General features: G+C 39.2%; 14 protein-coding genes. 2 read left to right on the forward strand and 12 right to left on the reverse strand.

The features are described 5' to 3' along the window. Nucleotides 1-341 precede the first annotated feature (341 nt). Nucleotides 342-1,739 carry an MATE family efflux transporter gene (locus ACW6PM_RS05910; RefSeq protein ID WP_456056540.1) on the forward strand — a complete coding sequence of 466 codons (1,398 nt, stop codon included), beginning with the start codon at nt 342-344 and terminating at the stop codon, nt 1,737-1,739. A 407-nt stretch (nt 1,740-2,146) separates the two neighbouring features. Continuing rightward, nucleotides 2,147-2,902 (forward strand): exodeoxyribonuclease III, encoded by a 756-nt coding sequence (locus tag ACW6PM_RS05915; RefSeq protein WP_456056541.1) that lies wholly within the window; start codon nt 2,147-2,149, stop codon nt 2,900-2,902. 15 nt (nt 2,903-2,917) lie between these two features. Here ACW6PM_RS05915 and ACW6PM_RS05920 read toward each other — a convergent pair whose 3' ends face one another. The 12 genes from ACW6PM_RS05920 to ACW6PM_RS05975 all read right to left on the reverse strand — a co-directional run bounded on the left by ACW6PM_RS05920 (nt 2,918) and on the right by ACW6PM_RS05975 (nt 15,574). Then, entirely contained in the window at nt 2,918-3,694 is a 777-nt protein-coding gene (locus tag ACW6PM_RS05920) for a hypothetical protein (protein WP_330022273.1), read from the reverse strand. Further along, nucleotides 3,691-4,359 carry an ATP-binding cassette domain-containing protein gene (locus tag ACW6PM_RS05925; RefSeq protein WP_456056542.1) on the reverse strand — a complete coding sequence of 223 codons (669 nt, stop codon included), beginning with the start codon at nt 4,357-4,359 and terminating at the stop codon, nt 3,691-3,693. The genes ACW6PM_RS05920 and ACW6PM_RS05925 overlap by 4 nt, the downstream gene beginning before the upstream one ends. Nucleotides 4,360-4,490: 131 nt before the next feature. Next, complete coding sequence (locus tag ACW6PM_RS05930; protein WP_456056543.1) at nt 4,491-5,864, reverse strand: sensor histidine kinase; 1,374 nt, start codon at nt 5,862-5,864, stop codon at nt 4,491-4,493. Then, nucleotides 5,843-6,481, reverse strand: coding sequence for a LytR/AlgR family response regulator transcription factor (locus ACW6PM_RS05935; RefSeq protein ID WP_456056544.1), 639 nt, complete (start codon nt 6,479-6,481; stop codon nt 5,843-5,845). The genes ACW6PM_RS05930 and ACW6PM_RS05935 overlap by 22 nt, the downstream gene beginning before the upstream one ends. Beyond that, nucleotides 6,439-6,567, reverse strand: coding sequence for a hypothetical protein (locus ACW6PM_RS05940; RefSeq protein ID WP_456056545.1), 129 nt, complete (start codon nt 6,565-6,567; stop codon nt 6,439-6,441). Before ACW6PM_RS05940 ends, ACW6PM_RS05935 begins: the two co-directional genes overlap by 43 nt. A 99-nt stretch (nt 6,568-6,666) precedes the next feature. After that, complete coding sequence (locus ACW6PM_RS05945) at nt 6,667-6,897, reverse strand: type II toxin-antitoxin system MqsA family antitoxin (protein ID WP_456056546.1); 231 nt, start codon at nt 6,895-6,897, stop codon at nt 6,667-6,669. Nucleotide 6,898: 1 nt separating this feature from the next. Then, a complete protein-coding gene (locus ACW6PM_RS05950) occupies nt 6,899-9,157 on the reverse strand; it encodes a glycoside hydrolase family 31 protein (protein WP_456056547.1) in 2,259 nt (752 codons plus the stop codon). 85 nt (nt 9,158-9,242) lie between these two features. Beyond that, entirely contained in the window at nt 9,243-9,899 is a 657-nt protein-coding gene (locus tag ACW6PM_RS05955) for a sugar O-acetyltransferase (protein ID WP_308656167.1), read from the reverse strand. Between the two features lie 149 nt (nt 9,900-10,048). Beyond that, on the reverse strand, nt 10,049-12,442 hold the full coding sequence (locus ACW6PM_RS05960) for a TIM-barrel domain-containing protein (RefSeq protein WP_456056548.1): 2,394 nt from the start codon (nt 12,440-12,442) through the stop codon (nt 10,049-10,051). Between the two features lie 27 nt (nt 12,443-12,469). Continuing rightward, complete coding sequence (locus tag ACW6PM_RS05965) at nt 12,470-13,291, reverse strand: carbohydrate ABC transporter permease (RefSeq protein ID WP_308650126.1); 822 nt, start codon at nt 13,289-13,291, stop codon at nt 12,470-12,472. 12 nt (nt 13,292-13,303) lie between these two features. Beyond that, nucleotides 13,304-14,182, reverse strand: a complete 879-nt coding sequence (locus ACW6PM_RS05970; RefSeq protein ID WP_306772515.1) for a carbohydrate ABC transporter permease — start codon at nt 14,180-14,182, stop codon at nt 13,304-13,306. A 30-nt stretch (nt 14,183-14,212) separates the two neighbouring features. After that, nucleotides 14,213-15,574 (reverse strand): extracellular solute-binding protein, encoded by a 1,362-nt coding sequence (locus ACW6PM_RS05975; RefSeq protein ID WP_456056549.1) that lies wholly within the window; start codon nt 15,572-15,574, stop codon nt 14,213-14,215. Nucleotides 15,575-15,885: the final 311 nt, after the last annotated feature.

Here is a 15,885-nt window from a genome sequence, read left to right on the forward strand (position 1 = left end):
TCATTTTGTCAAGCGCTTATTGTAATTTATATCCACGCTTCCCATTTTCACAGGATTCTGGTTTCTGGGAATGGCGTACGGTATATATGGAAAAGGCAGATGCTACTCTCTATCGCGGGAGGAACTATCTGCTATATGCTGCTTATCCATATGATATGATTTAACATTTTTACGAACACCTTGAAAGTATCCTGCAGTCATGGTATTATATGTAATTGGCGCTTTGTTGCACATTTTTAACACCGGCTAATCTACCGGTGATTTTAATTTTAATAACTAAAGCTTCCTACATATATAATATAGGAGTTTTAAATTAACAATCATTTACAATAGGAGGAATTATGAGTCAGGAAACAAATTCAGCCCCTGTAACAGAGAACAAGATGGGAACCATGCCTATCGGCAAGCTTGTATTTAACATGTCTTTGCCTATGATGATTTCCATGCTCGTACAGGCTCTATACAACATCGTGGACAGTATTTTCGTTGCAAAGCTGTCCGAAAACGCACTCACAGCAGTTTCACTTGCCTTCCCTTTGCAGACACTCATCATCGCTGTCGCAACCGGTACCGGTGTAGGTGTGAACGCGCTGCTGTCAAAGTCACTCGGTGCCCATAAATACGACGAGGCAAACAAAATCGGCATCAACGGTGCCGTACTATATGCATTCAGCTACGTAATATTTCTGATTCTCGGACTTACAATCGTAAAGCCTTTTTACATGAGTCAGATTGGAAATGCTGATGTCGAAATCATGGATATGGGTGTGAGCTACCTGAGTACTGTTATGATTTTTTCATTTGGTATTTTTGCCGAAATCTATTTTGAGAGGGTACTTACCTCGACAGGAAGAACTATTTTCAGCATGACCTCACAGCTTTGTGGTGCCATCACAAATATCGTTCTGGATCCTATCATGATCTTTGGACTGCTTGGTTTCCCTAAGCTCGGCGCTACCGGTGCCGCTGTGGCAACCGTTGTGGGTCAGTGCGTGGCAGCTGTTGTTGCTTTTGCATGCAACCACAAATTCAATCATGAGATCAAGCTGAGCTTCAAAGGCTACAGCCCGGATTTCAAAATCATGGGAACCATTTATGCTATCGGTATTCCGTCGATCATCATGCAGTCTATAGGCTCAGTAATGACATATGCCATGAACAGAATACTTATCGGCTTTTCATCGACTGCCGCTGCTGTTTTCGGTGTTTATTTCAAGCTGCAGAGCTTCTTCTTTATGCCTGTATTCGGACTGAACAACGGAATCACACCTATCATTGCCTTCAACTACGGTGCACAGAACAGGAAGCGTATGGTTAAGACAATAAAGGTCAGCCTGATAACAGCATTCTGCCTGCTCTTCGTTGGCTTTGCCTGCTTTGAGTTCATACCACAGGTGCTTCTTGGAATGTTCAGCGCCTCTGACGATATGCTCAAAATCGGAGTTCCGGCGCTCAGAATAATCGGTGTGCATTTCCTCATCGCATGGTTTTGTATTATCGTCGGCACAGTATTCCAGGCTTTGGGAAAGGCAGTCTTTTCTATGATCGTATCAATCATGCGACAGCTTGTGGTTTTAATTCCGGCAGCATACATCCTTTCAAAGCTTGGTGGACTCCACGCTGTATGGTGGGCTTTCCCGATAGCAGAGGTGATATCCTTTACTGTTTCGACATTATTCCTAATCAGGATCAACAGAACTATTATCTCAAAGATTCCTGATGGAAGCGATGTACTGTAAGAAAACAATTTTACTTGAGTTTTAAAATGATTAACAATAAAATCTGCTGCATTATATCATGTGCGTAATCATCTGATATAGTGCAGCGGATTTATTATATTTATGTCATATTTTCACATATTTCTGATTTCTTCGCCAGCTTGGTGCAGCTTATGAACCGACTCCATCTTGCGTATTATCTTGCGTATTTTCTTCCTCTTTTATACGTATTTTATATAAAAAGTGTAATCTGCAGATACAAACCTCTTTTAAAAAATGCGATTTTGTAGTAAAATTGCCAAAAAGAAAATGCGATTTTGTAGTAAATCATCAAAATAAAAAATGCGATTTTGTAATTTTATTAGGAAAATGTCATGTTTAAGCGAAAATATATGATAATTTATTGCAATGATATGGAGGATTAAGACATGAAATTTATATCGTGGAATGTAAACGGACTGCGTGCATGCGTCCAGAAAGGTTTCCTTGATTTTTTCAACAGTATAGATGCGGATTTCTTTTGTATACAGGAGTCCAAGCTACAGGCAAGGCAGATTGACCTTGACCTGCCGGGCTATCACCAGTACTGGAATTATGCCGAGAAAAAAGGCTATTCCGGCACAGCCATTTTCGCCAAAAATGAACCATTATCTGTGTCTTACGGCATAGGCATTGAGGAGCATGATAAGGAAGGACGCGTCATCACACTTGAATATGACAATTTCTATCTCGTAACCTGCTATACTCCAAACTCACAGAATGAGCTGAAAAGGCTACCGTACCGTATGCAGTGGGAGGATGATTTCCGTGAATATCTTAAGACACTCGATGCCAAAAAGCCTGTCGTACTGTGCGGTGATCTGAATGTCGCACACAATGAGATTGACCTGAAAAATCCAAAAACAAACCGCAAGAATGCAGGTTTTTCAGACGAGGAACGTGCTAAAATGACAGAGCTTTTAGGTTCCGGTTTTACCGATACCTTCAGATATTTTTATCCGGATGCTGAGGGTATATATTCCTGGTGGTCATACCGTTTTAAGGCACGCGAGAAGAACGCAGGCTGGCGTATCGACTACTTTATCACGTCAAAGCGCATCAATGATAAGCTGCAAAAGGCAGCAATCCATACCGATGTGCTCGGTTCAGACCACTGCCCTGTAGAGGTTGATATTGAATTTTAAATTTAAGGTTATGTACTACTTTTCAATATAGTTAAACCTCTGTGTTTTAAATAATATTCTTGAAGCAATAAAACTTATGATTGATATGCCAATATTTAACCATACTGATATTATGTAGAAACTATCCTCTACATAATGAAACTTATCATCAGTTTCTGTAAATACAATTGGAAGAATATTGGCATATTGATTCATTCCTGTTGCCCCATCCACAATACCTATTGTCCAAGTTATATCATGACTTGCACTAACAACCTGAAATAGGCCATATGCCTGAACACCTACTATTCCAACAAAAAGCGATGCCATTATTATTGCTCCAAATACAGAATTATTTATTTTCTTGATAACAAGCAAAAGCATGATCAGCAATGATAAAAATGAGAATATCGCAACCATTTTACTAAGTAAATATATCATTCCAACTTTTATTAAAGATTTCACTGCATTATCCGGCAGAATAATCAAATAGCGTACCATACCAACAACGAAAAATAGTAACATATATGTTCCAAACACAATTGCTTTCATCCATAAAAGCCTATATTTACTAATCGGAAGTAAATGCAACATTCTATCTTTATTCAAATAAAAGAATGAAAACAAATCATAAATTGTCAGAAATACAATTCCTACCCATGATAGCATTTGCCATATTGAATAAATCATATCTACCCCTTCAACCATCGGTATTATATGCAAAATATGAAGTATATCTAATAAAAATTCTATTCCAAAGATTGTTCCCCAGAAATATTTATATCTCAAATATTCATTTTTCCAAATGCTCATCTTAATTTCTCCTTAAAAATTGTCTCAAGATCTGCTTTGTTTTCTTTTTTAAGACTTTGTACATTATCATGCAAAATAACTTTCCCGTCTTTTACCATGATAATGCTATCGAACAATGACTCTACATCACTAATTAAATGTGTGCTGATAAAAACAATACTTCCTTTTTTCCGCTCACTCTTAATCATTTCCATTATGTCATCCCTTGTCAAAGGATCAACAGCAGCTAATGGCTCATCAAAAATATAAACATCCGAATTTCTTGAAAGTGCAAGAACCATATGTATCTGTTCAAGCATACCTTTGGAACACTGGGAAATTTTCTGTTTCAATTTCAATCCAAGTTTTCCTAACAATTTTGCAGCTTTATCTGAGTCGAAATCATTAAAAGCATCCTTATAATATTTTATCGCATCTTCTAATTTCATGTATCTATATATAAAAGGTTTATCCGGCAGATAAGAAATATCTTTAGCACAGATTCCTTTTACTACGCCTGTATAGTTATTTATAGAACCGGTCAACACACTTATTAACGTTGTCTTACCGGCACCATTCGGTCCGAAAATTCCTATAATCGAATTTTCTTCCTTTATCGACAAATTTATATCTTTTAAAATATGTGCTCCGCCTAACGAAACATTCAAATTTTTTATTTCTATCATAATTCTTTTTCTTCCTCATCAATTACGTCCATACTATAAAAAAAGCAGATACAGTTTCAGCAATCTGAGATATCATGGCATTTCTCCCTTTCGCTTGCTGATACTATATCTACTCTCTTTTTTAATTTTTATCAATAATTTGTCCTATTATGTACATTTTTCGACTTAAACTGCATATTGTCCGGAATATCTAAAAGCATATCACAGCAAAATTTATTGTCGCTTTCATAAAATTCAATAGAACCATTATATTTTTGTACTACTTCTTTCATGGAAAGAATACCCAATCCATGTACCTCTTTTTCATTTTTGGTAGATATTAAATTTGGATTATCTTCCAATACCGAATTAATTATCGTATTTTTTACCGATATCATAAAAAAGTTATCTACATTCCTAAGTTCTAAATATATTTCATTATTACCCTCGCCTGAAACTCCTTCTATAGCATTGTCCAAGGCATTTCCCAATAGTACACACAGATCCAGATCTGAAAATTCAGGTATTTCATTTGCAATATAAATATATATTTTAATATGTCTATCGGAGCATATCTTACTTTTACTGTTTATAATGTAATTTACTACATCATTATCGCAAAAGACTTTATTCGAAATTCCATCCAATACGGTATCGTTATATTTTTCCATATAATCTACAGCTTCATTAATTTTTCCCGAATGCAGCATTGTCAATGCCACCTGAAAATGCTGTTTAAGATCATGACGTATACTTCTGACCGACTGATAAAGTATTTTGGTTTCCTCAACACTTTTCTCCTGGCTCTTAAAAGCCTGTTGCAAAATACTATATTCAAGCTGTTTTGCATGATCCTTCTGCATATTCACATATAGTACATATACTAAAGAATTTGTCATCAGTATTCCCAATATTGATAGAATTGAAAAAATATGCTGCATCGGTGACAATTGATCTTCAATATTAATTATAATCAATGAAACAAAAGACATTGTAAATATTGATATAACAGGAATTATCAATAACACAAACCATTCATTCCATTTCAGAGAATATGTGCTGTCTTTTTTTGTTCTTTTTATCATAAACCGCGTCAAATAAAACAGAACTATCTGAATTATAACTACCCCTACAAAACGATATAAGTCCTTTTGAATCACAAGATTCAAATACCCCTTTCCTATAATACATCCCTCAATGCTAAGCACAACTGTCGTAATCCCCATGATAAGCAGCATAACAAAAATTGACCAGAACATTTTTTGCATAAATGTTCCTTTTAAATTTATTAGTGAATATATGTATATGATAAGTATTGATATGATAATTCCTATTCCTTCAAATGGCACTATAAAATTTACAAATGATAATTCCAAAAATAATATTGCTACAAATAATATATATGCCAGATTTGCTTTCTTTCCGGTTCTCTTGTCCTTTAAAATTGCTCTTATCGTCTGTAAAACAATAGCTGATTGAAATAAATTTACCACCAGTTCAAATATCATCCAAAATAAATCCACCATCGTCTTATCCTCATGTATTCATGGAATTTTTCTCTAACTTCATTTTTTCTTCCCCTGCTCAAAGAAAAATTCTGTCCATCTTTCAGTTCGATCTCCGTTTGATAAATATGTTTTATCCATGACATATTTACTAAACATCCGCTATTAATTTTAACAAAACTATAGTCTCTAAAAATTTCTTCTATTGTAGATAAATTTTCCCTAAAATCTATTTCTCCACCATCTTTAAAATGAATGTGTACCCTATGTTTTAAGACATCAATATACAATATCTGTTCAATATCTACACTATAAATCTTTCCATTAATATCAAGCTCATAATTTGTATTTCTTAATGCTATTTTTTTTCGCGCTGCTGTCAAAACTTCATCTAAATGTTTATCATAATTTTCTTTGCATAAAAACCAGAAAGGCTGATATGAGAACGAATTATATACAAGTTCATTATGACTTGTACAAAATACTAAAAGACTATCTTTTTCAGGTATATCTCTTGCAACTGAAAATCCATCTTTTTCAGGCATGTCAATATCCAGAAAAATTATGTCAAACTTATTTTTTTCATTACTTCTTACTAATTTTCTGCCTCTGTAAATTTTACTATTATGCCCTTCCAATGATGTTTTTTAATCGTCTGCTCTATATTCTTTTCTATGTCATCAACAAAAGTCGGATCATCATCGCATATTCCTATTTTTAACATTAACTCACCTATATTTCTATAAAAAATCCGCTACACTAAATATATCAATAGTATAGCGGATTGATTTATAAAAGACAATTTTATTCTATTATCCTTAATTTATGCCACTTTGTCTGAATAATGTACAACAGCAATTTCTGTCATTGCATTTTTCATCTTGTCAACAATTTTCTCTAATTGCTCGGCAACTTCATTGCTGTACGATACCTCTCCACATTGAGTGCATACCTGAGATGGAACATACTTCACAATAATAATGCAGTTTCCCATATCAGCAATAAAATTTGTTAGTTTATTTTCCAACGTTCCTTTACACATAAAGCACTTCATATTAGGACTCCTCGTACAATCCCTTATGCACCACTTTCTTCTCGAGCTTATCCCCATCCAGGGTATACTCAACAGCATTGTACGCACCGTCTCTGTATGCGAACGTCTCATTGTCATCCTGATAATGCACGAAGCTGCCCTTGCCCGGATATGTCAGTATGCTGACCTTATCCTCTGTAATGTCCTCTGTGGAGCGAATTTTTCCGTCTGCAACAGGGATAATGGCTCCTGCTTTTATGAATACAGGTACTTTATCAAGTGGTGCATCTGCTAAAATGTATCTGCCACCACTGTATTTTTCGCCTGTGTAGTAATCATACCAGTCGCCATCCGGCAGATATACCTCTCTTGCCTCCTTGCCCGGTGCGATTACAGGCGCAACCAGCACAAAGCTTCCGAGCATATATTCATCGGAAATATTTCTCACATGCCTGTCTGCAGGGTACTCGTATACGAGCGGGCGCACGATAGGCGCTCCTGTCTTTTCACACTCATGTGCCAGATCATAGATATATGGGATAAATCTGTATCTGAGCTTTACTGTCTTTCTGACTGCATCTATCGTAGTCTTGTCAAACTGCCAAGGCTCCTGTCTGCGTGTTCCCATCGCTGAATGGTTTCTGAAAAACGGCACAAATACTGCTGCCTCATAAAATCTAACAAGAAGCTCCGGTGTAGTATCACTTCCGAAACCGCCTATATCGCTGCCACACATGGCAAGTCCACTGACTGATAGATTGCACACCTGCTCGAGTGAAAGCGCTATATGCGCCCAGATGCTGTGATTGTCTCCGGTCCAGCCACCGCAGTATTTCTGGCTTCCGGCATATGCAGCCCTTGTAAGTACAAACGGGCGTTTTCCTCCATCATTTTTCGCAAGTCCCTCATATGTGGCTTTTGCCATAAAATGTCCGTAAATATTGTGAACCTTTTCATGTGCTCCATACTCAAACTGCACATCATCCGGCAGTGGTCCGTTGAAGCTTGCAGGCTCATTCATATCATTCCATATGCCGCTGATACCGTTCTCGAGAAGTATCTTTGTCTTGTCTCCCCACCAGCTTCTGACACTTTGCTTTGTGAAATCCGGAAATACCGATGTGCCCGGCCATACAGCATTCTCGTATACACTGCCATCTGTATCATGTGCAAATGCATCCATGTCCATGCCCTCTTTGTACATGAAATAGTCCTCATCCTTTTTCACGCCCGGGTCAATGATGGATATGAGCTTTACGCCCCTGTCAGCAAGCTTCTCTGAAAGTCCCTTTACATCAGGGAATTTCTTGTCATCAAAGGTGAATACCCTGTAGCCGTTCATGTAATCGATATCCATATGGATTACATCGCATGGGATATCAAGCTCGCGGAATTTGTCAGCTATATCAAGTACCTCATCCTGCGTGTAATAGCCCCAGCGGCTCTGATGGCTGCCGTATATCCATCTCTGATAAAGCGGTGTGGTGCCTGTCAGTGATGTATAAAGTCCTACCACCTCTGCCATATCTTTTCCCGGCATAAAATAGTAGTTCAGCTCACCCTTCTCATGCTCAATGAAATAGTAATCTGTATTCTCATAACCGAAATCAAAGGTTGTCTTGTAGGTATTATCCGCAAAAATTCCATAGCAATATTCATTGCCCAGCACTATAAAAAACGGTATTGATTTGTACAGCGATTTGAAGCTGTCCACATGTGGCGCAGGATCATCCGTGTTCCAGTTTACATATGAATATCCACGCTTGTTGAGACAGCCCGGCTTATCTCCCAGACCGTAAATAGCATCATCCTTTCCAAGCTTTTTGATGATGGTAACAGAGTCAGTTTTTTCTTCATCTTTTCCGACAGTATGTCCCTCAAGCTCTGCAATGGCAAGATCCTCGTACGGATTCTTCTCACTCTTTTTGCGCGCTTTTTCATAATCTGAAAGCACAAGCTTACCTTTATAATAAATATCAAGCTTCTCGTTATCCTTTACATTTACAGTAATATCCCTTGCGCTGATGACTGCTTTAACTGCTGCATCACTTGCATCGGCTTCTGCCACTGTCTCCTTAGCATCTGACGTATCCATGCAAGTCACGCTTGGTGTGGCAGCCTTCGGAATGAAGCTATCCTCTATTGCAACACTTTCGATGCCGGGTTTCTGCGCAACATGTACTATGTTGTTTTCAAATATGGTAACAAACAGACTGCCGTTTTCGTATATCAGCTCTGCTGTGTTGTCCTGTATTTTACAGTTCTTATATGAGTTTCCCATTGCGTAATCCTCCCTTGAATTATATAGTTTCGAGTCGTTTCGTTGTTATTACTATAGTACCATTCATCGGTATGATGGTCAATAACTACCTCGCTTTATCCCTCTGTGACAATGGCACCTCGTTTTTCATGTAGGTGTCCCACACATTCATGCGATCCTGCTCGTCAAGCTTGCGCAACACCCTTGCCGGCACACCTGCTGCGATACAGTTGTCGGGAATATCGCGGTTTACGACTGCGCCTGCTGCCACGATGCAGTTCTTTCCGATTGTGACGCCACCACAGATTGTAGCGCTAGAGCATATCCAGCTTCCATCGCCAATCCTAATAGGCTTTGCATATTCCAGGTCATGGAAGCCGTCCGGATATTCCTGTGGCAGGCGTTCCTCTGATAAAAACGGATGACAAGGTGTCGCAACAGTGACATTTGCTCCAATCCAGACTCCGTCACCGAGCTCAATCGGTGCGCAATCCAGAAATGTACATTTGTAGTTTACAAAGCAGCCTTTTCCAAAGTGGATATTCACACCATACTCACAGTAAAATGGTGCAAAAATGAATGCACCGCCATCCTTTGCGGATGGTATCATTTTCTCCAAAATACGCTGCTTACGCTTCTTCATCCAAATCGGTGTGCGGTTGAATTTGTCGCACAGACCCATTCCTCTTTCATGGTAGCCCGCTATGTCTGCGCTGTCCGCATTGTAGAGCTTTCCCGCTCTCATTCTGTCCCAATTGTTCATGTTGTTTCTCCTGATGTTTCCTATAAAATACTTCAACTTACTATAATAGTATCATCCATTTTTACTTTTTACAATAAAGAAAGTCACCGGTCACACCTAACAGTGCAACCAGCAACCTTCTATAAAAACCAATTTAAAAATCAATAGCCTCAGGCCGTAAGTATCTCTGTCAAAGCACCATACAGCTCTGTATCAAGCTCCTTTGCCTTAAGCTCCGATAAAATCACTGTGGTTTTCTTTCCCGATGTAACGAGACCATAGATTTCATCCTTTAGCCTAAAGCCTATCTCTGCCTGATTCAGGAAATCAAAGCATCTTTTTTCGAGTTGATTATCAAACGCTACTGTGTCTTTCGATATTGCAACGCTTATTTCGCTTGCTGTCGATGCATTTACAGTAACGATGAGCTTTCTTTTTTCATAATCATATTTATTCTTTGCCCAGACCTCTTTACCGTCCACAGATACCTTCACCTTACCGGCTGCTGCCTCAGTTCTTCTCTCAAAGACAAGCTTATAGGTTCTGTTTTCAGGTATTAATGATGTATCGCCATCTGCCGGGGAAATAACGAACGTGTCTTTATCCGCATAATATTTCATAGCTGTGGTCACGCAGCTGCCATCTACATATCCGCAGGATTCGTTGTCATCCTCGTACAGCTCAAACTCACCATCAGCCTCCGGGAATACCCTGACACATAACACATCAGGATTTTTGATAACAGACCTTGCATCAAGCTCATCCATATCCGCGCACACAAGTATGCCTCCTGCCTTCGCAAACACCGGTATGCTGCTCAAATCCCTGTAGGTCTCCAGCATCCTTCCACCATCATAGCGCATGCCTGTATATATATCATACCAGATGCCCTCCGGGAACCATACTTTGGTTTTTGCCACATTAAGTCCCTTAATGCGTGGAGTTGTAACAGGCGCTGCCATAAGCTGGCTGCCAAAGAAATACTGATTCTTTACCTCGTAAGCCTCTGCATTCTCAGGATACTCATAATACATAGGCTCAATCAGCGGCATATTCTCTGCATAGCTGCGATAGTTCATGGTATACAGATACGGAATCATACAATGTCTCTGTCTGAGAGCATCCTCCATCGCTTCCTCAGTCTCTTTTTTGAATCTCCACGGCTCCTTGCCGTTAAATTCGCTGCATGAGCTGTGCAGACGCATTATCGGAGAGAATATACCGTATTGTGTCCATCTGGCTGTAAGCTCATCATCCTTGTAGCCAAACATATGTCCGCCAATATCATGACTCCACCATCCATATCCGATATTTGTCGCTGTCGTTGTAAAATACGGCTGGAAATCAAGCGACTCCCATGTAATATGCGTATCTCCCGAAAATCCAATCGGATATCTATGGCTTCCCGGACCTGCATAGCGCGAGAATGTCATTGGACGCTTGCCGCCTCTTTTATTATCAAGATAATGAAAATGATTAAAAATCCATAGCGGATCCAGTCCTTCAACCTTGCAGTTGCTGCCCTGCTGCCAGTCAATCCACCAGAAATCCACGCCCTCAGCCTCTCTCGGATGATGAAGATACTTAAAATATGCCTCCAAAAACTTAGGACTCGCCGGATCACATACAACCGGATCCTCTTTTTCATAGTCCACGCCCATTTCCTTTGCCATATCAACATACATCTCTTCACAGCCCTGCACACCATCCGCAGGGTGCACATTCAAGGTAGTATGCATTCCTCTGTCATGGAGCTTTCCAAGAAAGCGCTTTGGATCCGGGAAAAGCTTTTTGTTCCATGTATATCCTGTCCAGCCGCTTCCGTATTTAGGGTCCACATCAACCTGATGCCAGTCCATATCTATTACGGCTACCGTGAACGGGATGTTCTTTTCATCGAATTTGTCCATCAGCTCCATATAGCTATCTTCTGAGTATTTATAATATCTGCTCCACCAGTTTCCCAGTGCGTATCGCGGAAGCATCGGTGTCTTGCCGCAAAGCCTGTAAAAATCATTAAGCGCCTGCTTGTATTCATGTCCGTATCCAAAGAAATACAAATCCGACACGCCTTTTTTTCTCGGCTCAATCCATCCATCATCAAGTAAAATCTGTGATTTACTGTCATCAAGAATTGAATATCCAAAGCGTGAAACGACACCATGTCCAAGCTCAGTCGCTCCGTTTACGTCATCGAGTGTACGCGCTGTGCCCTGCAGATCATCCACCTTCTCGCCATAATGCCAGATGCTGTGATATGCGCTCAGGTTTCCCTTGATCTGTATACTCAGTCCGTGTGATGAGAACTCCTTCTCATTATATATCAGGTGCAGCATTGATGTATGAACCTCAATTCCATCAGCGTTGCGCACCACATGATAGTCGGTCTTTGGAAAGTCCCTGAACAATACTGTCTGTGTCGCCCTATCCTCAAATACGCCATCTTCACTGTATTCCAGACGGACAAGCGCCTCTGTCAGAAATGTAATCCTGTATTTTTCACCTGTTATCATATTGTCCGATAATGCCACCGGACTTGTCTTTACTCTGTATATTTCCTGCATGAAATACTCCCTCTCATATAAATTACGTTATCCCTTGACAGCCGATGCCGCAATTCCTGCGATAAACTGCTTCTGGAAGAACAAATATATCAGTAAAACCGGTATGATAGATATTGCCGTTGCCGCAAAAAGTGCGCCATAATCTGTTGAATACTGTCCGTTAAACATCTTAAGACCAACTGCCAACAGCTGCTTTTCCTTGGTATTGATTACAAGGTAAGGCCACAGATAGTCCTCCCAAGTCCACAGGAACTGGAAAATTGCTATACTTGAAATTCCGTTTTTCGCCATCGGAAATATAATCCTGTGAAAGATATAAAACTCATTGGCGCCATCCATTCTGGCGGCTTCAATAATCTCGTCAGGAATGGTCTCGATGTGCTGCTTCATCATAAATATTCCAAATCCGCTGAACATAGCCGGAATAATAAGTGCCTTATAGCTGTCCATCCATCCGAATTTCTGAATCATCGTGTATTTCGGAATAATTGTTACGCACCATGGAATCATCATAGTAGACAATACAAAGCCAAAAAGGATATTTCTGCCCTTAAACTTATATTTGCTTAAGACAAAACCACAGATTGTACTGGTGTATACTACAAGGAGTGTTACAACAATAGTGATAAACAAACTGTTTCCAAAGAATCTCATGAAATTAAAATGCGAATTCATGCTGATGTAATTGTCTATTGTAAACTCTTGTGGAAGCAGATGCTGCTGCAATGCCATTATTTCCTTATTCTGCTTAAATGATGAGCAAAGCATCCATATAAACGGATAAACTGTGACAATACCCAATAAAAGAAGGAATACATTTAAAACTATACTGCTTACTTTTTTTCTCATGATATTTTCCTCCTACTCTTCCTTGCCCGATACTTTGAAAGAAAGCACGGTAAGCACTGCGGTAATCACAAAAAGCACAAATGAAAGTGCTGATGCATATCCAAAGTTGTATTTGACAAAGGCCTCATCGTAAATAATGTAAGAAGCCAGATATGTTGATGTTCCCGGTCCTCCCTCTGTCATGATGAGTATCTGAACATAAGCCTGGATATACGAAATAATTGATGTAATGACTACAAAAAGTGTCATAGGCTTAAGCAATGGCAATGTAATGTATCTGAATTTCTGCCAGCCGCTCGCTCCGTCAACCTGCGCTGCCTCCATGACATCTGCCGGAAGTGAGTACAGGCCTGCCATATACATAACAACCGCATATCCAAAATCCTTCCAGATGGTCATTATGATTACTGCAATCAGAGCAGTTTTGGGATTCATCAGCCAGTTGATATCAAGCCCGAATATTTTGTTGATGGTTCCAATCTGTGGATTGTACATGAATTTCCATACAAATGCCACTGCAACCATAGGTGTCACTACAGGCATATAGTAAACTGCCCTGAAAAAGCTCTTATGCTTTATAAGTGTTGAATAAATTGCATACGCGATTCCCAGTCCCAGACCAACTCTGAAAACAATTACAACTGCCGAAAAAATTACGGTATTGAACATTGATTTGCCGAACAATTTGCTTGTGAACACCTGCTTATAATTTTCCAGTCCCAAAAACTTGTATGTTCCGCTTAGCGGATTCCACTCGTGAAAGCTTCCTGCAAATGCTATACCGATTGGTATTATCAAAAATATTGTAAAGAAAGCTACCATAGCTACAACAACTATGTTTCTTAAAATTATTTCACTCTTACTTTGTAATGGATGTGATTTTTTAAACATTAATAATCCTCCGTAGTGAATCTTTACCTGTTATTTTGCAAACTCATATAGATTCTCGACTGATTGGAATGAACTGCTCTTCATATCCTTTATAATATCAGCCTGTGCCTTGTCTAAAGCTGTATCAATATCCACTCCATTGTAGAATATGTCCTCTCCGGCCTTTTTCATATTATCCTCAACACATGAAGGCATCGGGCCCGGCCAGATGTAGTGGTCAATGTGCTCTGAAAGTACCTTAAGCGATGGGTTTTTGAGTATTTCCTCATTGTCTGCAAGGGATTTCTTTGCAGGGAAGGTACTCATAGCAAGATTGAAAGCTACCTGAGACTCATCATCGCAGAGGAAGAACTTTACAAAATCCTGTGCCACTGCCTGCTGATCCTTAGGTGCATTCTTGTTTACACCGAATGTTGACTCACCGTTATATCTATTGTATGCATATGGATTTCCGTCAAATGTAGGGATTTCAAATACACCAAAATCTATATCGCTCCATGTGGTCTTAAGTGTATTGTAATAATGTCCCCACTGAATAACCATTGCCGACTGTCCCTGTCCAAAGCTGTCTGCACAGTTCTCGCCAAAATCCTTTGAACCAATCTGATCCTTGTCGTACATATCAACAAGCATCTGCATTACCTTCTTCATGGCATCTGAATTGACATTAGGTGTCTTTCCATCCTCCTTAAAGAGGTTCTCACCAAGCTGATAATTAAGACCAAGCAGGTAATTCTGGTGGAAATCATTATTGAAATTGAGTCCGGCCTGGACTATTTTGTCTCCGTCCTTGATTGTGAGCTTCTTTGCCACCTCAATCATTTCATCCCAGGTCTTTGGAATATCATCATCTGTAAGTCCGGCTTCCTTCCACATCTCCTTGTTGTAATAAACAGAGCCTGTCATCATTCCGTAATCAATGTAATAAACCTTGCCGTCAATCACATGAGCGCTTACTCCATTGAAGTCCTGCTCCAAATCCTCAACAGGAATATCAAGTGGTGCCATATAGTTGATAAGATTCTCATGATAGCTGTTGTGCACATTAAAGAGTGCCGGTCCGTTCTCGCCGTCGAGTGCCAGAGGAAGCTTTGTCCAGTAATCTTCCCATGGATTATCCACAAGGTTTATCGTTACATTAGGATGAATTGCTGTGTATCTGTCAATAATCTCCTGAAATAAGTCATCACTTCCCCACTCCCACAGGTCAATTGAGATATCCTTTCCATCATTAATCTCAACCGAAGGGTCATACTTCACTGTATCGCCAAATGGCTCTGTTGGTACCTTTATGTCCTTTTTGGCTGATGAAGCCGATGAGCTGCCACAGCCTGTAAGCGCTGTCACTGCCATTGTAGCTGCCATAACTGTTGCAATAAGTTTCTTCTTCATAGAAATCCTCACTTTCGTAATTCAATATCCTTTTTTCGTTCAAATTAGTTTAGCGCTAAATCTAACTATAATCTAACACTGCCATGTGCATTCGTCAACAGTTTTTTGCCTTTTCATCACTTTTCATATTATTTACATATATTTTTTGTGCATTTTTGATAAACGGATTGTCTTGTATATAAATTTTCAGAAAACAGATTGCTATTTACTCAATAAAAATGTATACTTAAGGTAATTTATAAACCTATATTTTGAATCATATTTGGTTTATATATAAACTTCTCATTTTTTATGTATAAGTTTATGTATAA

It is taken from the genome of Agathobacter sp. (assembly GCF_977054825.1).